Raw genomic sequence first — 20,555 nt, 5'->3', positions numbered from 1 at the left:
TGTGGCGTACTACTACGTGGTACTAAGCGTGAAGACGTACAACGTGGCCAAGTACTAGCGAAGCCAGGTTCAATCACGCCTCACACCAAATTTGACGCAGAAGTATACGTACTGTCAAAAGAAGAGGGTGGTCGTCACACACCATTCCTAAACGGCTATCGTCCACAGTTCTACTTCCGTACCACTGACGTAACTGGCGCAATCCAATTACAAGATGGTACTGAAATGGTAATGCCTGGTGATAACGTTGAGATGGGCGTAGAGCTTATCCACCCAATCGCTATGGACAAAGGTCTTCGCTTCGCTATTCGTGAAGGCGGCCGTACGGTAGGCGCAGGTGTTGTTGCTAACGTATTAAACTAATCAATAAGTCTCAGCAATGAGCTTATGAGTTAGTCATAAAGAAAGCCATCCTAAACAGGGTGGCTTTTTTTTGGGTGATGGATAGAGCCTGTTTTAGAAAGACAGGATGAATGTATAAAACACGAGAGGATTGTAGTAAATGCAATCTATTACCGACTACGCTAACGAATTTATTTTCTCTTCTATTGTAATCTATGGCAGAGCTTGCTATATTAATGCTCCTCTTATCACGCGCTTATTTTATTAGTGACTTTAAAATACAAGCTAATAGAAATAGCCATTTAAGATAAGAGAAAAGCGAGATAAAAAACAATTTTACCGCTATAGGCTTGCATTTTATAATAAATATTGTATAATGCTGTCCTTTACACCCATAGGCGATTGGCTCAATTGGTAGAGCATCGGTCTCCAAAACCGAGGGTTGTAGGTTCGAGTCCTACATCGCCTGCCATCTTTTTATCATATCTTTGTTGTACCCCACCATCTCCGAAGTGAGTTCTTTATGAGCAATAATCAAGATAACCTCGAGACTAAGTTATCTGATGCCAAGGCGAGTGCGGGTGGAATGCTGTCTAAAGGTAACCACGTTTCAGCAAACAATACTTCTGCTGTAGAAGTGGCTAAGACCGGCTCAATGAAAGATGTGGTTTTGTGGCTACTTGCCGCAGTATTTTTGATAGGTGCGACTTTAGTCAACCAATACTTACCGGGTTACTGGCAACCTGCCAATGACGTCTGGACACGTATTGCGATTATCGTCGCCCTTATTGTATTTGCCTTAGTATGCTTGGCATTAACGCATCAAGGTCGCGCTTTTAAAATATTATTAAAAGATGCTGGCGTTGAGCTTCGCCGAGTCACTTGGCCAAGTAAAGACGAAACCTTTCAATACACATGGCAAGTCATTGTTATGATCGCTGTTGTTGGGTTTTTTGTTTGGCTACTAGATAACTTTTTTAATTGGTTCGTTGGTATATTTATCGGTTAATTTTTTAAAGCAAAATATTTACCGTACATTGCGGTTTATTTCAAATTAAATCTTTTAACTCGAATCTTAAATTATAACGACTTATTTATAATGATCAGGAGCGTAATATGCGTTGGTATATTGTCCAAGCATTTTCAGGATATGAAAAGCAAGTACAACGTTCATTAACTGATCGTATTAACCGTAGTGACTTTGCTGAGTCATTCGGTGATGTATTGGTTCCTACTGAAGAAGTCGTCGAAATGAAAGACGGCAAAAAGCGTAAAAGTGAGCGTAAATTCTTTCCAGGATATGTATTGATCCAGATGGAAATGAACGACAACACTTGGCACATTGTCAAAGATTGTCCTCGTATCATGGGCTTCATTGGTGGTACACCTGAAACGCCAGCACCTATTACGCAAGTAGAAGCGGATCGTATCTTAAATCGTCTCAATCAGACTGAAACTGACCCACGTCCTAAAACGCTATTTGAGCCGGGCGAAGAGTTGTTGGTTATTGATGGTCCATTTACTGACTTTAAAGGGTTGGTTGAAAAAGTGGATTATGAGAAGTCTAAGTTGCACCTAACCGTAAACGTATTTAATCGACCGACTCAGGTCGAGCTTGAGTTTAGTAAAGTTGAGAAACTAGACTAAACCGATACAAAGTTCATCAACCGGGGAGCTGTTAATCAGATTGGTATTGTTATCTAACACTGATTTAGCGCTAATACCCATTTAGGAGAAAATCATGGCTAAGAAGATTGATGGTTACATCAAACTGCAAGTGCCTGCAGGTAAAGCAAATCCTTCACCACCGATTGGTCCAGCATTGGGTCAAAAAGGCGTGAACATCATGGCGTTCTGTAAAGAATTCAACGCTGCAACTTCAGGTCAAGAGCCGGGTCTACCGATTCCAACTGAAATTACGGTATACAGCGATAAGTCTTTTACGTTCATCATGAAGTCTCCACCAGCTGCGTATTTGCTACGCAAGGCTGCGGGTATCGCTAAAGGCTCAGGTACACCAAATACCGCTAAAGTCGGTAAAGTTGATCGTGCGCAATTAGAAGAAATCGTTAAGACCAAAAATGCAGATTTAACTGCTGCTGACCTTGACGCTGCTGTTCGTACCATCGCTGGTACCGCTCGTTCAATGGGTATTACCGTGGAGGGTGTATAATGTCTAAGCTAACCAAACGTCAAAAAGAAATCCAAAGCCGTATTGATAACGAAAAACAATACACGATGGAAGAAGCGGTTCAAATCTTAAATGATTTGCCAGCGCTAAAATTCAAAGAATCTATTGATATCGCAGTAAACTTGGGCGTTGACCCACGTAAATCTGATCAAGTAGTTCGTGGCGCGACCAATCTACCTGCGGGTACTGGTAAAACCAAACGTGTTGCTGTATTTGCTCAAGGTGCTGCTGCTGAAGCCGCTAAAGAAGCTGGTGCAGATATCGTTGGTTTTGAAGATCTTGCAGAACAGATCAAAGCTGGCAACATGGATTTTGATGTTGTTATCGCTGCACCTGATGCAATGCGTGTTGTTGGTCAATTGGGTACTATCCTAGGCCCACGTGGTCTAATGCCTAACCCAAAAGTTGGTACCGTAACGCCAAACGTTGCTGAAGCGGTAACCAACGCTAAAGCGGGTCAAGCACAGTATCGTGTAGACAAAGCGGGTATCATCCATACCACTATCGGTCAGGTTGGTTTCACTGCTGAGCAAGTTATTCAAAACGCTCAAGCATTGCTAACGGATCTAAAACGCGCCAAGCCCGCTACTTCTAAAGGTACTTTCATTAAGAAAATTACCTTGTCTAGCACAATGGGCCCAGGTATCACGATTGATCCTGTTCCATATCGCGTTGCTAAATAATTAAGTGCTTTATCGATTCAAAGATTTTGAATGATGAGTACAACACATTTTAAAAAATTAGGTCAGCGTAGCGTTTGCTACGCTGTCTAAGACCGTAGGTAGAGAGTGGTTTAGCGGTATAAATAACGATTTTAAATGGTTAATTGTATCGATAAGTCATTTTTGTTAATCGACGACAGATGAAAATCTTAGTTGTCCTACGCAGACGGTGGCCCACACAGTTTAAGACACGAGCGAATAGACCGATAGGATTATTTATATATGACTATCGACTTATTACTCAACGTCATTCTGATAACGGTGCCGTAATCAGTCGTTACCAATAGATAATATTTGCAAGAATAAAATCGATTGGTAATGTGTCGTATCAAGTCAATATTAGCTTAAAGTTTAAGCGCACAAAAATTTCGATTTTTAGCGCTGTTACTATAAGCGGATTGATAAGATTAAAGGAGTCAACTTATGGCATTAACGCTAGAGCAAAAACAACAAGTTGTGGCTGAAGTGTCTGAAGTTGCTGCTAATGCTTATTCAGCAGTAGCTGCCGAGTATCACGGAATTGGTGTTGCAAAGCTTACTCAGCTTCGCGAACAAGCTCGTGATAAAGGTGTGGTTTTGAAAGTGGTAAAAAATACCCTAGCAAAACGCGCTTTTGAAGGCACTAAGTTTGAGAGCATGTCAGACCGTATGACTGGTCCACTACTTTTGGCTTTCTCTATGGAAGACTTGGGATCTGCAGCAAGAGTCGTTTTCGACTTTAGCAAAGATAACAAAGCTTTAGAGACCAAAATAGTATCAGTCGGTGGTGAAGTTTATGGTCCAGAAGAGCTAGAGCGCGTATCGAAGCTACCAACTCGCGACGAAGCAATCTCTATCTTGATGGCTACTATGAATGCACCAGTGACCAAGCTTGTCCAGACTATGAACGCTGTTCCTGGCAAGTTCGTTCGCACTGTAGCGGCAATCAAAGACGCAAAAGAAGCTGCTTAATTGCTTGTTTTAACGTAACTTTAACATCGCTAATTGCACTTTATTGCCAACCCTATTTTAAATTTTGGCAAGCAATCAAAGCGATATTAGAATCAATTAATTTTTATCAGATAACGGAGAGTTCTCATGGCACTATCTAAAGATGATGTGTTAAACGCAATCGCTGAAATGTCAGTAATGGATATCGTTGAATTAATCAGCGACATGGAAGAAAAATTCGGCGTAACAGCTGCTGTTGCTGCTGCTGCACCTGCTGCTGCTGGTCCTGCTGCTGCTGCTGAAGAAAAAGACGAGTTTGACGTTGTTCTTGCAAGCTTTGGCGAGAAGAAAGTTGGCGTCATTAAAGCGGTACGTGAAGCTACTGGTCTTGGCCTAAAAGAAGCGAAAGATTTGGTTGAAAGCGCTCCAGCTCCAATCAAAGAAGGCGCATCTAAAGCTGAAGCTGAAGAGTTGAAAAAGAAACTTGAAGAAGCTGGTGCAACTGTTGAACTAAAATAAGTTTAACACTGTACTAAAAAAGCTGGTAATGCCTTGCATTGCCAGCTTTTTTTTAGTATAATTCGTAGCTTGACCTTTTGTGTCTGCCAACATACGTATGCAACAACACGGTGGATACCCATCAAAAGGACAGACGATATACATGCAAGTACACATGCCAGTTTTTAAAATCAGTTAAATAAGCTAAACGTCTGTAGATGTTTGGCATTTTTTTGTGTCTGCATGCTTTTCCATTAACGCTATAGTTTATACTGATCTAAAAGTTATAGTCATTCCGATTATTAATTCTGAAAAGCTACTGATATTAGGTTATCTATTGAGTACGGCTTACTGTCAGTATGCAGACTCGCAGACAGTGTATATCGGCGACGACATTGGTTTTAGCGGTAAGCAGTTTAAATCTAAAGCAAGTTTAATAAAACTGGTTTGTCAGATTCCAATAGTATTTATTTTTCGTAAACATTGAACATATTGTCAGATTAGGCCGTGAAGGCATTGGATTGAATTTTTTGGTATGAGTAGTCATATACCATGACTTAGTTACCAATCACATTAAATAAGGTGTGTTGAATACACGCTGGTAAGTAAAGTTGTAATTTCTAAAAGATATGAATTGAATACCCGTTTTATATTATCGTTTACGTCGCTAAGTTTGCATCGTATTTATGCATACTGGCCACGCTTTTAATTTGTTTCCACGTTTACTGTAAGGACTCTCGATGGCATATTCTTATACTGAAAAAAAGCGTATTCGCAAAAGTTTTGCTGAATTGCCCACTGTAATGGACATTCCCTATTTACTGTCTATTCAAGTAGATTCCTACGAGCAATTTTTGCAAGAACACAAAAAGCCAAAAGCTCGTGAGAACACTGGGTTGCAAGCTGCGTTTTCCTCTATTTTCCCAATTGAGAGTCACTCTGGTAATGCTGAGTTACAATTTGTTGAGTACTATTTAGGTACGCCTGAATTTGATGAGCGTGAGTGTATCTTACGTGGTTCAACGTTTGCGGCTCCAATGCGCGTCAAAATCCGTTTGATCATCAAAGACAAAGATAGCAAAGATAAAGACAGCAAAGCGGCGATCAAAGATATTCGTGAGCAAAGCGTTTATATGGGCGAGATGCCATTGATGACGGCTAACGGTACTTTTATTATCAATGGTACTGAGCGTGTTATCGTATCACAGCTACATCGTTCACCAGGTGTATTCTTTGACCACGATAAAGGCAAGTCACATTCAAGTGGTAAAGTGCTTTACAACGCCCGTATTATTCCTTACCGTGGTTCTTGGTTAGATTTTGAATTTGATGCCAAAGACTTGGTTTTTGCGCGTATTGACCGTCGCCGTAAGCTATTGGCTTCAATCATTCTACGTGCACTTGGTCTGACGACTTCTGAAATCTTAGATCTTTTCTTTGATAAAGTGGCTGTATATAAAGGCGAAGAGCAGTTTGAAATTGATCTGGTAGCAGACCGTTTACGTGGCGAGATGGCTCAGTTTGATATCGTATCACCTGAAGGTGATGTGTTGGTAGAGCAGGGCAAACGTATCAACGCACGCCGTATTCGTCAGCTTGAAGAAGCAGGTATGACGAAAATTGCGGTACCTGATGAATATTTATATGAGCGCATTTTGGCAGAAGATATCGTTGTTAACGATGAAGTCATTGCCAAAGCCAACACGTTAATTGATCATGAGTTATTGGTTAAATTGAACTCGTTTGAAGCGAGTGGTGCTATTAAAGAATTTAGCATTCTGTTCACCAATGATATCGATCAGGGCAGTTACATTGCTGATACGATCCGTGCTGATAGCACGTCAACTCGCGAAGAAGCATTGATTGAAATCTATAAAGTCATGCGTCCAGGTGAGCCACCAACGGTTGAGACGGCTGAGAAGCTGTTTGAAAGCATGTTCTTTAATGCTGATCGTTATGACTTATCAAATGTCGGTCGTATGAAGTTTAACCGTCGCCTAGGCCTTGAATTTGATAACACTGATGATCCTGATATCCAGCGTGAACGCAGTGTATTGACCAATGACGATATCGTTAATGTGTTAAAAGAGCTGATCGAGATTCGTAATGGTCGCGGTGATGTTGATGATATTGACCATCTTGGTAACCGCCGTATTCGTTCAGTGGGCGAGATGGCAGAAAACCAATTCCGTGTTGGTCTAGTACGTGTTGAGCGTGCGGTTAAAGAGCGTCTAAGCTCAGCAGAATCTGATAACTTATCACCACAAGATTTGATTAACTCTAAGCCAGTGGCGGCAGCGGTAAAAGAATTCTTTGGTTCAAGCCAGTTGTCACAGTTTATGGATCAGAACAATCCATTGTCTGAAGTCACGCATAAACGCCGTGTATCAGCATTAGGACCCGGTGGTTTGACTCGTGAACGTGCAGGTTTTGAAGTACGTGACGTACATGACACGCATTATGGCCGTGTATGTCCGATTGAGACACCTGAAGGTCCAAACATTGGTTTGATTAACTCATTGGCAACTTTTGCCAAAACCAACAGCTTTGGCTTCTTAGAAACGCCTTATCGCCGTGTGGTTAATGGTCAAGTGACCGATGAGATTGAGTATCTATCAGCGATTGAAGAAGTCGGTACGGTGATTGCACAGGCGGATTCGCCAATGACTGAAGATGGTGCGCTTTCTGACGAGATGGTCAGTGTGCGTAGCTATGGTGAGTTTGTCCGTATGCCGCCAGAAAAAGTGACGCATATGGATGTGTCACCAAGTCAGGTAGTATCGGTCGCCGCAGGTTTGATTCCGTTCCTAGAGCATGATGATGCTAACCGTGCCTTGATGGGTTCGAACATGCAGCGTCAGGCAGTTCCGACGCTACGTGCTGATAAGCCGTTAGTTGGTACTGGTATGGAGCGTCACGTTGCTCGTGACTCTGGTGTTTGTGTCATCGCCAAGCGTGGCGGTGTGATTGAAGATGTGGATGCATCGCGTATTGTCGTTCGTGTCAACGAAGATGAGATGACTGCTGGTGAAGCGGGTATCGATATCTATAACTTGGTCAAATACACGCGCTCAAACCAAAACACCTGTATCAACCAACGTATCATTGTTAACCAAGGTGATGAGATTGCCTTAGGTGATATCTTGGCTGATGGTCCATCAACGGATCTTGGTGAGCTAGCACTTGGTCAGAACATTCGTATCGCATTCATGCCGTGGAATGGTTACAACTTCGAAGATTCAATCTTGCTATCTGAAAAAGTGGTTAAAGAAGATCGTTTTACCACCATTCATATTCAAGAATTGACGTGTGTGGCACGTGATACCAAGCTAGGTACCGAAGAGATTACAGCGGATATTCCAAACGTTGGTGAAGCGGCTCTATCAAGCCTTGATGAAGCGGGTATCGTCTATATCGGTGCTGAAGTTGACGCTGGTGATATCCTAGTGGGTAAAGTGACGCCAAAAGGTGAGACGCAACTGACGCCAGAAGAGAAGCTACTACGGGCAATCTTTGGTGAAAAAGCGGCGGACGTAAAAGACACGTCACTACGTGTACCGACGTCTAGTAAAGGTACGGTCATTGATGTACAGGTCTTTACCCGTGACGGCGTTGAAAAAGACTCGCGTGCAAGAGCGATTGAAAAGTCGCAACTTGACAGCTACCGTAAAGATTTAAAAGAAGAGCTACGTATTTTTGAAGAAGCCGCTCGCGGTCGTATTGGTAATCTATTAGATGGCCAAAAAGTCAGCGGTGGTGCAGGTCTAAAAGCGGGCACGGTTATGGCCATGGCTGATATGAAAGACATGAGCCTTGAGACTTTGCTTGATATTCAACCCGTTGAAGAAGAAATCTCTGAGCGTCTAACGCAAATTTCTGATTACTTGGTTGATAAGCAAAAAGACATCGATGTGAAATTTGCTGAGAAAAAACGCAAATTAACCGCTGGTGATGACTTGCAACATGGCGTACAAAAAATCGTTAAGGTATATCTAGCGGTTAAACGTCGTATTCAGCCTGGTGATAAGATGGCTGGTCGTCATGGTAACAAAGGTGTTGTCTCGCGCATCATGCCAGTTGAAGACATGCCTTATGATGAAAATGGTAATACCGTTGACATCGTATTGAACCCACTTGGTGTACCATCTCGTATGAACATCGGTCAGGTTCTAGAGACGCATTTGGGTATGGCAGCGAAAGGCTTGGGCGAGAAGATTGACGGTATGCTCAAATCTCAAGCAGCGATCAAAGAGCTACGTGAGTTCTTAGACAAAATCTATAACCAAGTCGGCGGTGAGCAAGTTGACCTAGATAGCTTGAGTGATGATGACATCATGGCGCTAGCAGACAACTTACGCGGCGGTGTACCGATGGGCACAGCAGTATTTGACGGCGCAAGAGAAAGCCAAGTTAAAGACTTACTCGAGCTTGCTGGTATGGATCGCGATGGTCAGCAAACGTTATATGATGGTCGTACAGGTCAGAAGTTTGACCGTAAAGTGACGGTTGGCTACATGTACATGCTCAAATTGAACCATTTGGTTGATGACAAAATGCATGCACGTTCAACGGGTTCTTACTCACTAGTCACGCAGCAGCCACTCGGCGGTAAAGCGCAGTTTGGTGGTCAGCGCTTCGGTGAGATGGAAGTCTGGGCACTAGAAGCATATGGTGCGACTTACACGTTGCAAGAGATGCTAACGGTGAAGTCGGATGACGTTGAAGGCCGTACCCGTATGTATAAAAACATCGTTGATGGTGAGCAGTACATGGATCCAGGTATGCCTGAATCGTTTAACGTACTGACCAAAGAAATCAAATCACTGGGTATTAATATTGAGTTAAAACAAAGCAACTAAGCACACTATTTGTCTTAGTTAGCCACTAAAAGCAGTACGCTCTATTGCTGCTGCTTTTAGTAATTTGTCTCAACCCTATTCATTGCCTTCATTCATCTTATCTGCGTCAACAGATAGCAGTCAGATGATTATAAAGATAACGGAGAAGCAACTTGAAAGATTTACTCGATATCATGCAAAGCCCTGCCGGCAACGGTAATCTAGAGTTTGATAGCATTCAAATTACTTTAGCCTCACCTGACGTGATTAAATCATGGTCACATGGCGAAGTAAAAAAGCCTGAAACCATTAACTATCGTACCTTTAAGCCTGAGCGTGATGGTCTGTTTTGTGCCAAAATCTTTGGCCCAGTAAAAGACTTTGAATGTCTCTGTGGCAAATACAAGCGCCGTAAGTTCCAAGGCGTGATCTGTGAAAAATGTGGTGTTGAAGTTACCACCGCTAAAGTCCGTCGTGACCGTATGGGTCACATTGACCTAGCTAGCCCAGTTGCACACATTTGGTTTTTAAAATCATTACCAAGCCGCATCGGTCTATTGCTAGACATGACGCTACGTGACATTGAACGCGTATTGTATTTTGAAAGTTACATCGTTACTGAGCCTGGTTTAACTTCTTTAGAGAAGTACCAATTGCTTGATGATGAAGACTACTACAAAGCCCTAGAAGAATTTGGCGATGAATTCACTGCCAAGATGGGTGCTGAAGCGGTTCAAGACTTGTTGAAAGATATCGACATGGATCTCGAAATTGATGAGCTGCGTGAAGCGATTCCACAAACTGGTTCTGAAACCAAGCTTAAAAAGATGTCTAAGCGTCTTAAATTGTTAGAAGCATTCCGTGATTCTAATAATAAGCCTGAGTGGATGGTAATGAATATCTTACCAGTACTACCACCAGATTTGCGTCCGCTAGTACCACTAGAAGGTGGCCGTTTTGCGACGTCAGATTTGAATGACTTGTATCGCCGCGTGATCAACCGTAATAACCGTCTAAAGCGTCTGCTTGAGCTAAGTGCACCTGATATCATCGTACGTAACGAAAAACGTATGTTGCAAGAATCAGTTGATGCCTTGCTCGATAACGGTCGTCGCGGTCGTGCGATTACTGGTAGTAATAAGCGTCCATTGAAATCTTTGGCTGATATGATCAAAGGTAAACAAGGTCGTTTCCGTCAAAACTTACTTGGTAAGCGTGTTGACTATTCTGGTCGTTCGGTTATCGTTGTTGGTCCAACACTACGTCTACATCAGTGTGGTCTACCGAAGAAAATGGCACTTGAGTTATTCAAGCCATTTACTTATAACAAGCTATTGTCTCATGGTTTAGCGACAACGATTAAAGCTGCCAAAAAGATGGTAGAGCGCGAAGAGCCACAAGTGTGGGATATGCTGGCCATGGTTATCCGTGAGCATCCAGTACTACTTAACCGTGCGCCAACGCTTCACCGTTTGGGCTTGCAAGCATTTGAGCCAGTATTGATCGAAGGTAAAGCCATCCAGTTGCATCCGCTGGTTTGTACTGCGTTCAACGCCGACTTTGATGGTGACCAAATGGCCGTTCACGTGCCATTAACACTAGAAGCACAGCTTGAATCACGTGCGCTAATGATGTCGACCAACAATATCCTGTCTCCTGCGAACGGTGATCCAATCATCGTACCTTCTCAGGATGTGGTATTGGGCTTGTATTACATCAGCCGCTCATCAATCAATGCCAAAGGCGAGGGCATGATTTTTGCCACCGTCAATGAAGCATTGCGTGCGATTGGTTCAAACGATTTGCATGTGAACGCTAAGATCAAAGTGCGTGTTACAGAGACGCATGTTGATGAAGAAGGTAACCAAACCAAAGAAGTCAGCATGAAGGAAACGGTTGCTGGTCGTTTACTTATCTGGAACATCATGCCTAAAGGTATGTCGTTTGATGAGTGTAACCAAGAGATGACGAAGAAGAATATCTCTCGTTTGATTAACTCTTGCTACCGTAAAGTCGGCGTGAAAGAAAGTGTTATGTTTGCTGACCAATTGATGTATCTTGGTTTTGCACAAGCAACACTATCTGGTGTGTCTATCGGTATCGACGACATGGTCATTCCACCACTGAAAAAGCAAATCATCGAAGTGGCAGAAGGCGAAGTTCGCGAGATCGAAGATCAGTTCGAGCAAGGGTTTGTGACGGCTGGTGAGCGCTATAACAAAGTAGTCGATATCTGGTCGCGTACCAATGACAAAGTCGCAAAAGCGATGATGGACAACTTGGCAACAGATAAAGTTATCAATGCACAAGGTGAAGAAGACGAACAGAAATCATTCAACTCTATCTTTATCATGTCGGACTCTGGTGCTCGTGGTAGTGCTGCCCAGATTCGTCAGTTGGCAGGTATGCGTGGTTTGATGGCAAAACCGGATGGTTCAATCATTGAAACGCCGATTAAAGCCAACTTCCGTGAAGGCTTGACCGTACTACAGTACTTCATCTCAACTCACGGTGCACGTAAAGGTCTAGCTGATACAGCATTGAAAACCGCTAACTCAGGTTATCTGACGCGTCGTTTGGTCGATGTGGCACAAGATTTGGTTATCACCAGTGATGATTGTGGTACTGAAGAAGGCCTACTCATGAAGCCGCACATTCAAGGTGGCGAAATCATTGAGAAGCTAGGTGAGCTAGTACTTGGTCGTGTGACTGCACGTGATGTCACTTATAACGATGATGCTGAAAAAGTATTGATTCCAGCGGGTACCTTGATCGATGAGTATTGGGTTAACGTCCTTGATAACAACGCAATCGATGATATCTGGGTACGTTCAGTTATTACTTGTGATGTTGAGCATGGCGTTTGTTCACAGTGTTATGGTCGTGACCTTGCTCGCGGACATAAAGTGAACATTGGTGAGTCAGTCGGTGTAATGGCAGCTCAGTCTATCGGTGAGCCTGGTACTCAGTTAACCATGCGTACGTTCCACGTGGGCGGGGCTGCAAGCTCAGCGTCTGTGGACAACAGCATCTCTGTCCGTAATGCTGGCCAAGCGCATTTTGAGAACATGAAGACGGTTCAACATACAGACGGTCACTTAGTTATCGTATCGCGTTCAGCAGAAATCGCCTTGACCGATGAGCTTGGTCGTGAGCGTGAGCGCTATAAAGTACCGTATGGTTCAAGCGTTCTTGTGAAAGACGAAGAGCAGGTTGAAGGCGGTCAGACCATCGCTAAATGGGATCCGCACACGCATCCTATCATCACAGAATTTGCTGGTACAGCACGCTTTAGTGATATCGTTGATGGTTCAACGGCGACTGTGAAGGTTGATGATGCGACTGGTATGAGCTCATTTGAGATTCTAGCCACGCGTGATCGTTCAAGCTCAGCCAAAGACCTGCGTCCTGCGATTATCTTGAATACGGACGAAGGTAAAGAAGTGGTTTACTTCTTACCCGCTGAAACTATCATTCGCGTCAGCGATGGTGAAAAGGTAGCAGCAGGTTCGATTCTAGGCCGTGTACCACAAGCGTCTTCAGGAACCAAAGATATTACCGGTGGTCTACCACGTGTTGCTGACTTGTTCGAAGCACGTCGTCCAAAAGATCACGCGATCATGGCAGAAATGACTGGTGTGGTAAGCTTTGGTAAAGAGACCAAAGGTAAAAACCGCTTCATTATTACCAATGAAGATGGTGAGGTTCATGAAGAGCTGATCCCGAAATGGCGTCAAATTAACGTCTTTGAGAACGAGACAGTAGCACGTGGTGAGATTATTGCGGATGGTCCACAAAACCCGCATGATATCTTACGTCTAAAAGGTCAGACGGCACTTGCTGATTATATCGTTAACGAAGTGCAAGACGTTTATCGCTTGCAGGGCGTAAAAATCAACGACAAGCACATCGAAGTTATTATTCGTCAGATGCTGCGTAAAGTTGAGATTACCGATGGCGGCGATTCAAGTCACTTCAAAGGTGATCAGGTCGAGTATGCTGATGTCAAAGCACTGAACGCAAAACTGGAAGCGGAAGATAAATTCCCAGTACAGTATGAGCGTCAATTGCTTGGTATTACCAAAGCAAGCTTGGCAACCGAAAGCTTTATCTCAGCCGCTTCGTTCCAGGAAACGACTCGTGTACTAACGGCTGCTGCCGTCACTGGTAAAGTGGATGAGCTACGTGGTCTGAAAGAGAACGTGGTTGTTGGTCGCTTGATTCCTGCTGGTACGGGTCTTGCTTATCATAAGACACGTAAAGAAAAAGCGGATCAGAAACTGCAAGATAAAGATCTGAATGCCGCCTTCGATATGACGGCGAGCACAGACAGCAAAGATTTTGCTAGCTTTGATGAAGCCTTTGCTCAAGAGCTGAATCAAGACAACTAATCTTAATCAGTTGGTATAAGTACCAAAAAAGCCTGCAATCAATTGCAGGCTTTTTTATGTTTTGTGAAAACCGCTAGGGCATGATTTTCTAGCAAAAAAGGCTTAGTTAATAGTACACTGACTAGCCAACATGACCAGTTAAAATGATGCAAATGAGCAGTGCGTATTATCAATATAAGGATAAGTAACCAATGGCCGGTAAAACTCGCGTCGCAAAATATCAAGCCGATCGTACCAATCAAAAACTGTATTTCTGTCGTCTGTCCTGTCAAGCCGCAGGTAGTATCAATGATAAGCAGCTGTATCAAGCCCATTGTGAGACAGCCATTTTTCATTTGTACGGCGCTTTTTTGGCGTTTATACAAGAGCTAAGTCACTTTTATAGTCTGAACATGACCACGCCCACTTTGGCCGATATTGAACAAGCGTTGCAGGAACGTACGCAGGTATCTCCTGAGATTCAGCGCTTGCAACAACTGCGTCAACAAGGCTTTCTCGCTGATGTAGAGCGAGCTTATCAGCGTTGTTTGTACGCTGTACCACCTGACACTGTGGTAGAGCAAAATCCAGCCATCGCACCCTCAGTGGATCTGATTGTGAATGTCGTCACGCTGTCAAATCAATGGCTACCAGATGAGGCGACCATACGCGAATGGCGGCAACAATTGTTAGAATTGATCGAGCAGTTACGCGCTGGTATGGTTGAGTTTTAGATTTTGTAGGTGCTATAGTTAAAAATAAGGCCTGTCTAGCGATCGCTAAACAGGCCTTATTTAATAGTGTGCATTGCAATATCATCATACCCAAGGCTTTTATTTACTCAGGCATCGGCGGCATGTCTTCAACTGGAGTCACTGATAGAGGGTTTTGCGGAACGCTGTCATTACTCCGACTATTATTGCTTCTCGCCACTGCTGCATTACGCGTCTCTTCTGTAGCTGTGGTGGCGGGCGCTCTTCGTTGTTGGGTTTGAGTTTTAACCGGTTTTTCAACGGCGTTGTCGTTTATATCTTCGTCATCACTAATGATACCGTCATCTGTCATTTCTATAATTCTCTGCTTTTGTTTTTTAGACTTAGAGCGGTTATCGATAGAAACCCATTGCCGCGGCGTGTCTTCAAGCTGCGCTTTCATAAAGTCCATCCAGACGGGGAGGGCTGCTACGCCGCCGTACTCATGGCGTCCCATCGTAGTCGGCTGATCAAAACCTAGCCATACTACGGTGGCATTGGTAGGATGAAATCCTGCAAACCATGCATCTTTTGCTTCATTGGTTGTGCCTGTTTTACCGCCGATATCATCGCGACCTAAAGCCTTGGCTCGTACGGCTGTACCTCGCTGAACCACATCGCGCAAGATATCTGCCATTTCAAACGCCACTCTCGGTTTCAAGATGCGCGGCGCTTGTTTTGCCGTCACATATTGTACGGCTGGCGCTTTTAGTCGATCTGACTGTGGGCTTGCATCATAAACGTCTAAATCTATCGTACTAGTATTTTTTGCAGGCTCTTCACTATTCGTTGTATCTGGTTCTTTATTGCCAGCTGCCTCATCAAGCGTATTATTTTCATTCAATTGATTATAATCTTCAATCGATTGTTTGTTGAGCTCCTCAAGTTGTTCGTTAAAACATAACGCGCAAGCTCTAAGAGGATTGGCTTGAAATAGTAGCTCATTTTTATAGTTGTAGATTTGCTCAATAAAGTAAGGTTGTATACGATGACCGCCATTGGCAAAGGTCGAATAAGCCGTTGCCATCTGTAAAGGGGTAGCCTGACCTGCGCCTAGGGCTAATGATAATGTCGTTGGCAGCTTCTCTTTATCAAGACTAAATTCCCCCAACAAGTTACGTACATCAGAGATACCGATGGACTGTAACAAGCGAATAGAAACCAAGTTACGCGACAAATAAAGACCGCGGCGCAAAGTAATGTCCCCTAAAAAACGTTCATCAGAGTTTTTAGGTTGCCAATCGCCCACTTGAATCGGTCTATCTGAAACGATACTGTCTGGACGGTAGCCTTTTTCTAAAGCCGCGGTATAGATAAGAGGTTTAATGGTTGACCCTGGTTGGCGCCAGCCATGTAAGGCGCGGTTGAACTTACTATAATTAAAATCGAATCCACCGACCAATGCATTAACAGCGCCCGTTTCTGGGTTTAACGAGACCAAACTACCTTGTACCTCAGGTATTTGTCCTAACTGCCATTTGCCATTTGCCGTTGGTATTAAACGAACGATGTCGTTTTTCTTAACAATTTGGCTGGCGTTATTAGGAAGGTAACCGACACGATCGGCAGAAATGTACTTGCGTGCCCAGCTCATACCAGACCAGTTGACGGTCACATTTTCGCCAGACGCTATGGTTGCCTCAAAACTTTTGGCATTTACCTTGGTGACTTTGGCAGGTGACATATTGCTATAACGTCTGAATTTTTCTAAAGGCTCATCATTGGCTTCAGCACCGCGCCAGCCATGACGATGCTCATAAGCAACCAATCCTGTCAGTATGGCCGCTTCTGCATCTGTCTGCGCTTCGCTATCAACGGTAAGGCGTACGCGCCAACCGCTATGCATGACTTGCTCGCCATAGCGCTCAACCAAAGCGCCGCGAGTCATTTCTGCTAGGTAGGGCATATTGACGTCAAGTTTTTCTTTATACAGTTTGATGCCTACTGGTGAATCGATCGCTTCATCACGCTGTGCTTTACTGATATATCCCAGCTCGTGCATGCGCCCAATGATCCAGTTGCGGCGAGTCAGTGCGCGACTGGGATTGGCAACAGGGTTGTATTTAGAAGGGGCTTTTGGCAGACCCGCCAACATTGCCATCTCGGCGACGGTTAGGTTTTCAAGTGATTTACTATAGTATTTTTTGGCGGCAGCTCTGATACCATAAGCTCCTTCACCCAAGTAGATTTTATTCACATAAAGGGTTAAAATCTCGTTTTTGCTCAGCTCATCTTCCATCTTACGCGCTACAAAAAGCTCTGTTAATTTGCGATTCAGCGTACGCTCAGGACTCAGAAAATAATTTTTTGCCACCTGCATGGTGATGGTAGAGCCACCTGTCTGTCCTTCATCATCAGTAACCACTTCAGTAACCGCGCGCCCAAGCCCTTTGATACTAATACCACTATGCTGGAAAAAAGAGGCATCTTCTGCCGCTAAAAACGCATGTATTAGGTCTTCTGGAATATCGTCAAACGTGACCGGTAGTGACAAACGATTGCCATATTGCCCGATCAACTTGTCATCACTACTATAAATCTGTAGCGGCATCTCAAGATTTGCCTTTTTAATCTCTTGAGTGCTTGGCAAAGTGGGTGACAAATACATTGCCATACCATAAAAACCGATAGGCACAGCAAGGGCTAAAATAACCGCTAACGCTAAGCAGGCAATAAAAACTCCCACCAAAAAATGAATGAGACGAGCAGCAGCAGTTTTTTTGGTCATAAGAAGTCTTATTAATTAAAATTTGTAACAGGCGAGGTATTATACCTTGAACAAAATAGGGAGGTCACATTAAATGTGTAAGTTGACCTTAATAGCCTATTTAAACGCTTGAATCTGTCTATCAAGTAAAGTATTGTGTACAATTATTACAAATAACTATCAGAGTTTACACTTAATATAAGGTATAGAGTTTGTGAGGCTATTTACTTCCAAAAGTCGACATCTGATTGGCGTGGATATTTGTGCCACCTCAGTAAAGCTGGTTGACATACACCGCCAACAGGGTACCTTTCACTTAAAGTCTTATGGTATTGAGAGACTGCCAGAAGGGGTAGTCGTCGATAAACTTCTGGTAGATACTGAAGCAGTTGGCAATATTATTGCATCTCTTGCTAGGCGTTGCCAGGTTGCTGGTAGTAATGCTGCCACCGCCGTGTCAGGATCGGCTGTGATTACCAAGATTATTGATATGGATTTGGCGTTAAGTGACGTTGAGCGTGAGGCTCAAATACGCTTAGATGCCGATCAATATGTACCTTATCCATTAGAAGATGTCAATTTAGATTTTGAGGTTTTGGGACCTTCCTTGATAAGTGATGATATGGTGCAAGTCCTACTTGCCGCCTCTCGCTCCGAAAACGTCGATCAACGAGTTGATGCCTTAACGTTTGGCGGCTTGCAAACAAAGGTCATGGATATAGAGTCCCATGCGATTGAGCGCGCTTTTGGACTGATGGTTAATAGCTTGCCTAACCTTCCAGAATTAGTAGCACTGGTGGATATTGGTCATAATCAAACGACCTTATACATCGCAAAAGATGGTGAGTTTATCTATAGCCGTGAGCAATTATTTGGTGGTATTCAGTTGACGGAGGCCATACAGAATCGTTATGGACTGTCATCTGAAGAAGCAGCTATCAGTAAGCGTGAGTACAATTTACCCGATGACTACTATACTGAGGTATTGACGCCTTTTATCGAAAATACGATCCAACAAATCACTCGCTCATTACAATTCTACTTCTCCTCAAGCCAATACAGTAATATCGATCATATCGTTCTTGCCGGTGGTAGTAGCTCTATCGTCGGTCTTGCGGGTATGGCGCAGCAAAGACTGGGTGTGAGCGTCAGTATTGCCAATCCATTTACCAATATGACCATTGCTGCAAATATTGATAATGAGCAATTGGCCATTGATGCACCAAGTTTAATGGCCGCGTGCGGTCTTGCGTTAAGGAGCTTCGACTAATGGCTCGTATTAACCTTCTACCTTGGCGACAAGAAGAGCGTGAACGTCGTAACAAAGAGTTCATAACGTTAGTGGTTGCGATCACGTTACTGACATTATTGGCCGCCTTTGCCTCGTGGAGCTATTTTAACCGTGAGCTTGATGATCAGCTTGACGCAAATGCCTTGATTGAACAAGAAAATGCCCGCCTAGATACCGCTTTGACTGAAATTGATAGCTTGGAGCAGCGCCGAGAAGATATTATCTCACGTATGCAGGTTATTCAGGATCTGCAGGGTCGTCGTCCTGTACCAGTACGCTTATGGGATGATCTGGCTAAGGCGACGCCGCCCGCCCTTTATTTGACCAATCTAAAACGTGAAGGTGATACGCTGACGCTGACGGGTCTTGCTGATAATCCAAACGTCGTGTCAAGCTTGATTCGCAATCTTGATAGTAGTAAATGGATGGACAATTCAGCGGTGAGTACTATTCAACAGAACATTAATGCTTATGAAGCCGCGCCAGTGCTTAGTAGCCCCACCACTACTGGTGAACAACCGCGTCCCGTTTATCCTGAAGACAGCTACGTTCAGTTTGTCGTAACGACTCAAGTACAATCAGAGTCTGAAACACCAGCTGATGCTGTTGCTGGGCCTGGAGGTGCGTTATGAAGTTTGTCCGCAAAAAAAGCCTAGTTAAAACCAAAAAAACGGATTTGAAACCCAAAAAGCAATTCGACTTAAAAGAGTTTCGTCGCAGTTTTGAATCGTTGGATTCTGAAAATTATGGCAGCTGGCCGGTACCTGTAAAGGTAACGGTTATTGCGTTGATTATCCTTTTTATCGCTGCATTAGCGTGGGCGTTACCAATTAGTAGCAAAATTGATGCAATCAATGCCGCTGAAAGTCAGCAAAAAACGTTGCTTGATAGTTACCGTGAAAAAGAATCACGTGCGCGTCATCTAAAAACGTATCAAGCACAAGTTATCCAAATGGAGACGGAGTTTAATACGTTACTCGATCAGCTGCCAAAGGATACGCGTGTATCAGAGCTGGTAGAAGGGATAAATATGACAGGCGTTGGTAGTAATATACGTTTCCAAGACATTTCAGTAGAGCCTGAAATTGAGAACGAATTCTTTATTGAACAGCCTATTCGCATTGCCGCTTTAGGTGAATATCATCAGTTTGGCAGCTTTATCAGCGGTCTTGCCGCTTTACCGCGAATCATTACAATGCATGATTTTGAAGTCAGTAATCCTCAGCCGTCTTTAGATGTTTTGCCGGAGCTTACTTTAGTATTGCAAACCAAAACCTATCGTTCAAAAGAAGCGGATCCTGAAGGCGAAGAAGCGGCTGCCACTGATGCAGCTCCTACGGCTACTGATACTGCAGGAGGCAATTAATGAGCATGCAAAAAATGCCTTTGCTACTGATCTTAAGCAGCGTGATTTTATCCATGACAGGTTGTACGGACCGTATTGGTATGGCTGAGCAAGCAATGGCTGATATACGTAATCAGCCAGCGCAGCCTATTGAGCCACCGCCCAAAGCTGAGCTAGTGGAAGACTTTGTTTATAGTGCTAGCGCCCAGCGTAGTCCATTTTTACCACCAAGCTTGGTCAATGTGTCAGGTCCTACCACCTCTATTGATGGTGTACGTCCTGATATTACAAGAGTAAAAGGACCGCTTGAGCAATATGAGCTATCCCAGCTGATCTTTCGTGGTGTCGTAATTTCACCTGAAGGTCAACAGTATGCGTTGGTACAACGCCCTGATGGCTCAGTCGCTAGTGTCAAAGTAGGTGATTATCTTGGATTGAATGACGGCCGTATTGTTGAAATCACGCCGACTCAGATTAATTTGATTGAAATTGTGCCAGACAGCCGCGCCGGGTTTGTTGAAAAACCCCAGTCGCTGGTTTCCCCTATAAGTTAAGTCGGCAGATTTTTT

15 protein-coding genes and 1 tRNA gene are annotated in these 20,555 nt (G+C 43.7%); 15 read left to right on the top strand and 1 reads right to left on the bottom strand.

Annotated features, from left to right (window positions below; genetic code table 11):
* From AAJP47_RS03725 to AAJP47_RS03675, 11 genes are all read left to right on the top strand, one after another.
* Positions 1-363 (top strand): EF-Tu C-terminal domain-related protein (locus AAJP47_RS03725; protein WP_497198672.1); only part of this gene is annotated, 363 nt, incomplete at its 5' end.
* A 375-nt stretch (positions 364-738) separates the two neighbouring features.
* Positions 739-814: transfer RNA gene (locus AAJP47_RS03720), tRNA-Trp, on the top strand.
* Positions 815-865: 51 nt separating this feature from the next.
* On the top strand, positions 866-1,351 hold the full coding sequence (secE, locus tag AAJP47_RS03715) for a preprotein translocase subunit SecE (RefSeq protein WP_346716542.1): 486 nt from the start codon (positions 866-868) through the stop codon (positions 1,349-1,351).
* Between the two features lie 107 nt (positions 1,352-1,458).
* On the top strand, positions 1,459-1,989 hold the full coding sequence (nusG, locus tag AAJP47_RS03710; protein WP_010201718.1) for a transcription termination/antitermination protein NusG: 531 nt from the start codon (positions 1,459-1,461) through the stop codon (positions 1,987-1,989).
* Positions 1,990-2,083: 94 nt separating this feature from the next.
* On the top strand, positions 2,084-2,515 hold the full coding sequence (rplK, locus tag AAJP47_RS03705; protein WP_058025423.1) for a 50S ribosomal protein L11: 432 nt from the start codon (positions 2,084-2,086) through the stop codon (positions 2,513-2,515).
* On the top strand, positions 2,515-3,216 hold the full coding sequence (gene rplA, locus AAJP47_RS03700; RefSeq protein WP_346716541.1) for a 50S ribosomal protein L1: 702 nt from the start codon (positions 2,515-2,517) through the stop codon (positions 3,214-3,216). The genes rplK and rplA overlap by 1 nt, the downstream gene beginning before the upstream one ends.
* Before the next feature lie 462 nt (positions 3,217-3,678).
* Positions 3,679-4,206, top strand: a complete 528-nt coding sequence (gene rplJ, locus AAJP47_RS03695; RefSeq protein ID WP_346716540.1) for a 50S ribosomal protein L10 — start codon at positions 3,679-3,681, stop codon at positions 4,204-4,206.
* Between the two features lie 126 nt (positions 4,207-4,332).
* Positions 4,333-4,704, top strand: coding sequence for a 50S ribosomal protein L7/L12 (gene rplL, locus AAJP47_RS03690; protein ID WP_346716539.1), 372 nt, complete (start codon positions 4,333-4,335; stop codon positions 4,702-4,704).
* Between the two features lie 719 nt (positions 4,705-5,423).
* Positions 5,424-9,542 (top strand): DNA-directed RNA polymerase subunit beta, encoded by a 4,119-nt coding sequence (rpoB, locus tag AAJP47_RS03685; protein ID WP_346716538.1) that lies wholly within the window; start codon positions 5,424-5,426, stop codon positions 9,540-9,542.
* A gap of 152 nt (positions 9,543-9,694) precedes the next feature.
* On the top strand, positions 9,695-13,912 hold the full coding sequence (gene rpoC, locus AAJP47_RS03680; RefSeq protein ID WP_346716537.1) for a DNA-directed RNA polymerase subunit beta': 4,218 nt from the start codon (positions 9,695-9,697) through the stop codon (positions 13,910-13,912).
* Positions 13,913-14,103: 191 nt separating this feature from the next.
* On the top strand, positions 14,104-14,625 hold the full coding sequence (locus AAJP47_RS03675; protein WP_346716536.1) for a DUF6586 family protein: 522 nt from the start codon (positions 14,104-14,106) through the stop codon (positions 14,623-14,625).
* A gap of 103 nt (positions 14,626-14,728) precedes the next feature.
* Here the strand turns inward: AAJP47_RS03675 and AAJP47_RS03670 are convergent, their stop codons facing one another.
* The gene (locus AAJP47_RS03670; RefSeq protein WP_346716535.1) at positions 14,729-17,371 is read right to left on the bottom strand and encodes a penicillin-binding protein 1A; all 2,643 of its coding nucleotides are present in this window, start codon (positions 17,369-17,371) and stop codon (positions 14,729-14,731) included.
* Positions 17,372-17,564: 193 nt separating this feature from the next.
* On the opposite strand from AAJP47_RS03670, the gene AAJP47_RS03665 reads away from it, so the two are divergent.
* Genes AAJP47_RS03665 through AAJP47_RS03650 form a run of 4 tightly spaced genes read left to right on the top strand, consistent with a single transcriptional unit; the run spans position 17,565 to position 20,540 of the window.
* Positions 17,565-18,620 (top strand): pilus assembly protein PilM, encoded by a 1,056-nt coding sequence (locus tag AAJP47_RS03665; RefSeq protein WP_346716534.1) that lies wholly within the window; start codon positions 17,565-17,567, stop codon positions 18,618-18,620.
* Positions 18,620-19,273, top strand: a complete 654-nt coding sequence (locus AAJP47_RS03660) for a PilN domain-containing protein (protein WP_346716533.1) — start codon at positions 18,620-18,622, stop codon at positions 19,271-19,273. The genes AAJP47_RS03665 and AAJP47_RS03660 overlap by 1 nt, the downstream gene beginning before the upstream one ends.
* On the top strand, positions 19,270-20,007 hold the full coding sequence (locus AAJP47_RS03655) for a type IV pilus inner membrane component PilO (RefSeq protein ID WP_346716532.1): 738 nt from the start codon (positions 19,270-19,272) through the stop codon (positions 20,005-20,007). Before AAJP47_RS03660 ends, AAJP47_RS03655 begins: the two co-directional genes overlap by 4 nt.
* Complete coding sequence (locus AAJP47_RS03650; RefSeq protein WP_346716531.1) at positions 20,007-20,540, top strand: pilus assembly protein PilP; 534 nt, start codon at positions 20,007-20,009, stop codon at positions 20,538-20,540. Before AAJP47_RS03655 ends, AAJP47_RS03650 begins: the two co-directional genes overlap by 1 nt.
* Positions 20,541-20,555: the final 15 nt, after the last annotated feature.

It is taken from the genome of Psychrobacter halotolerans (assembly GCF_039680845.1).
Taxonomy (GTDB): domain Bacteria; phylum Pseudomonadota; class Gammaproteobacteria; order Pseudomonadales; family Moraxellaceae; genus Psychrobacter.
The sequence above is the reverse complement of the archived record's forward strand: the minus strand, read 5'-3'. Positions and strand labels throughout refer to the sequence as shown.

What these genes read in the sequence shown, in the direction of transcription:
- AAJP47_RS03650 (WP_346716531.1), top strand. Translation starts at nt 20,007, where the DNA reads ATGAGCATGCAAAAAATGCCTTTGCTACTGATCTTAAGCAGCGTGATT.
- AAJP47_RS03660 (WP_346716533.1), top strand. Translation starts at nt 18,620, where the DNA reads ATGGCTCGTATTAACCTTCTACCTTGGCGACAAGAAGAGCGTGAACGT.
- secE (WP_346716542.1), top strand. Translation starts at nt 866, where the DNA reads ATGAGCAATAATCAAGATAACCTCGAGACTAAGTTATCTGATGCCAAG.
- rplJ (WP_346716540.1), top strand. Translation starts at nt 3,679, where the DNA reads ATGGCATTAACGCTAGAGCAAAAACAACAAGTTGTGGCTGAAGTGTCT.
- AAJP47_RS03670 (WP_346716535.1), bottom strand. Translation starts at nt 17,371, where the DNA reads ATGACCAAAAAAACTGCTGCTGCTCGTCTCATTCATTTTTTGGTGGGA.
- AAJP47_RS03655 (WP_346716532.1), top strand. Translation starts at nt 19,270, where the DNA reads ATGAAGTTTGTCCGCAAAAAAAGCCTAGTTAAAACCAAAAAAACGGAT.
- rplA (WP_346716541.1), top strand. Translation starts at nt 2,515, where the DNA reads ATGTCTAAGCTAACCAAACGTCAAAAAGAAATCCAAAGCCGTATTGAT.
- rpoB (WP_346716538.1), top strand. Translation starts at nt 5,424, where the DNA reads ATGGCATATTCTTATACTGAAAAAAAGCGTATTCGCAAAAGTTTTGCT.
- nusG (WP_010201718.1), top strand. Translation starts at nt 1,459, where the DNA reads ATGCGTTGGTATATTGTCCAAGCATTTTCAGGATATGAAAAGCAAGTA.
- AAJP47_RS03675 (WP_346716536.1), top strand. Translation starts at nt 14,104, where the DNA reads ATGGCCGGTAAAACTCGCGTCGCAAAATATCAAGCCGATCGTACCAAT.
- rplK (WP_058025423.1), top strand. Translation starts at nt 2,084, where the DNA reads ATGGCTAAGAAGATTGATGGTTACATCAAACTGCAAGTGCCTGCAGGT.
- rplL (WP_346716539.1), top strand. Translation starts at nt 4,333, where the DNA reads ATGGCACTATCTAAAGATGATGTGTTAAACGCAATCGCTGAAATGTCA.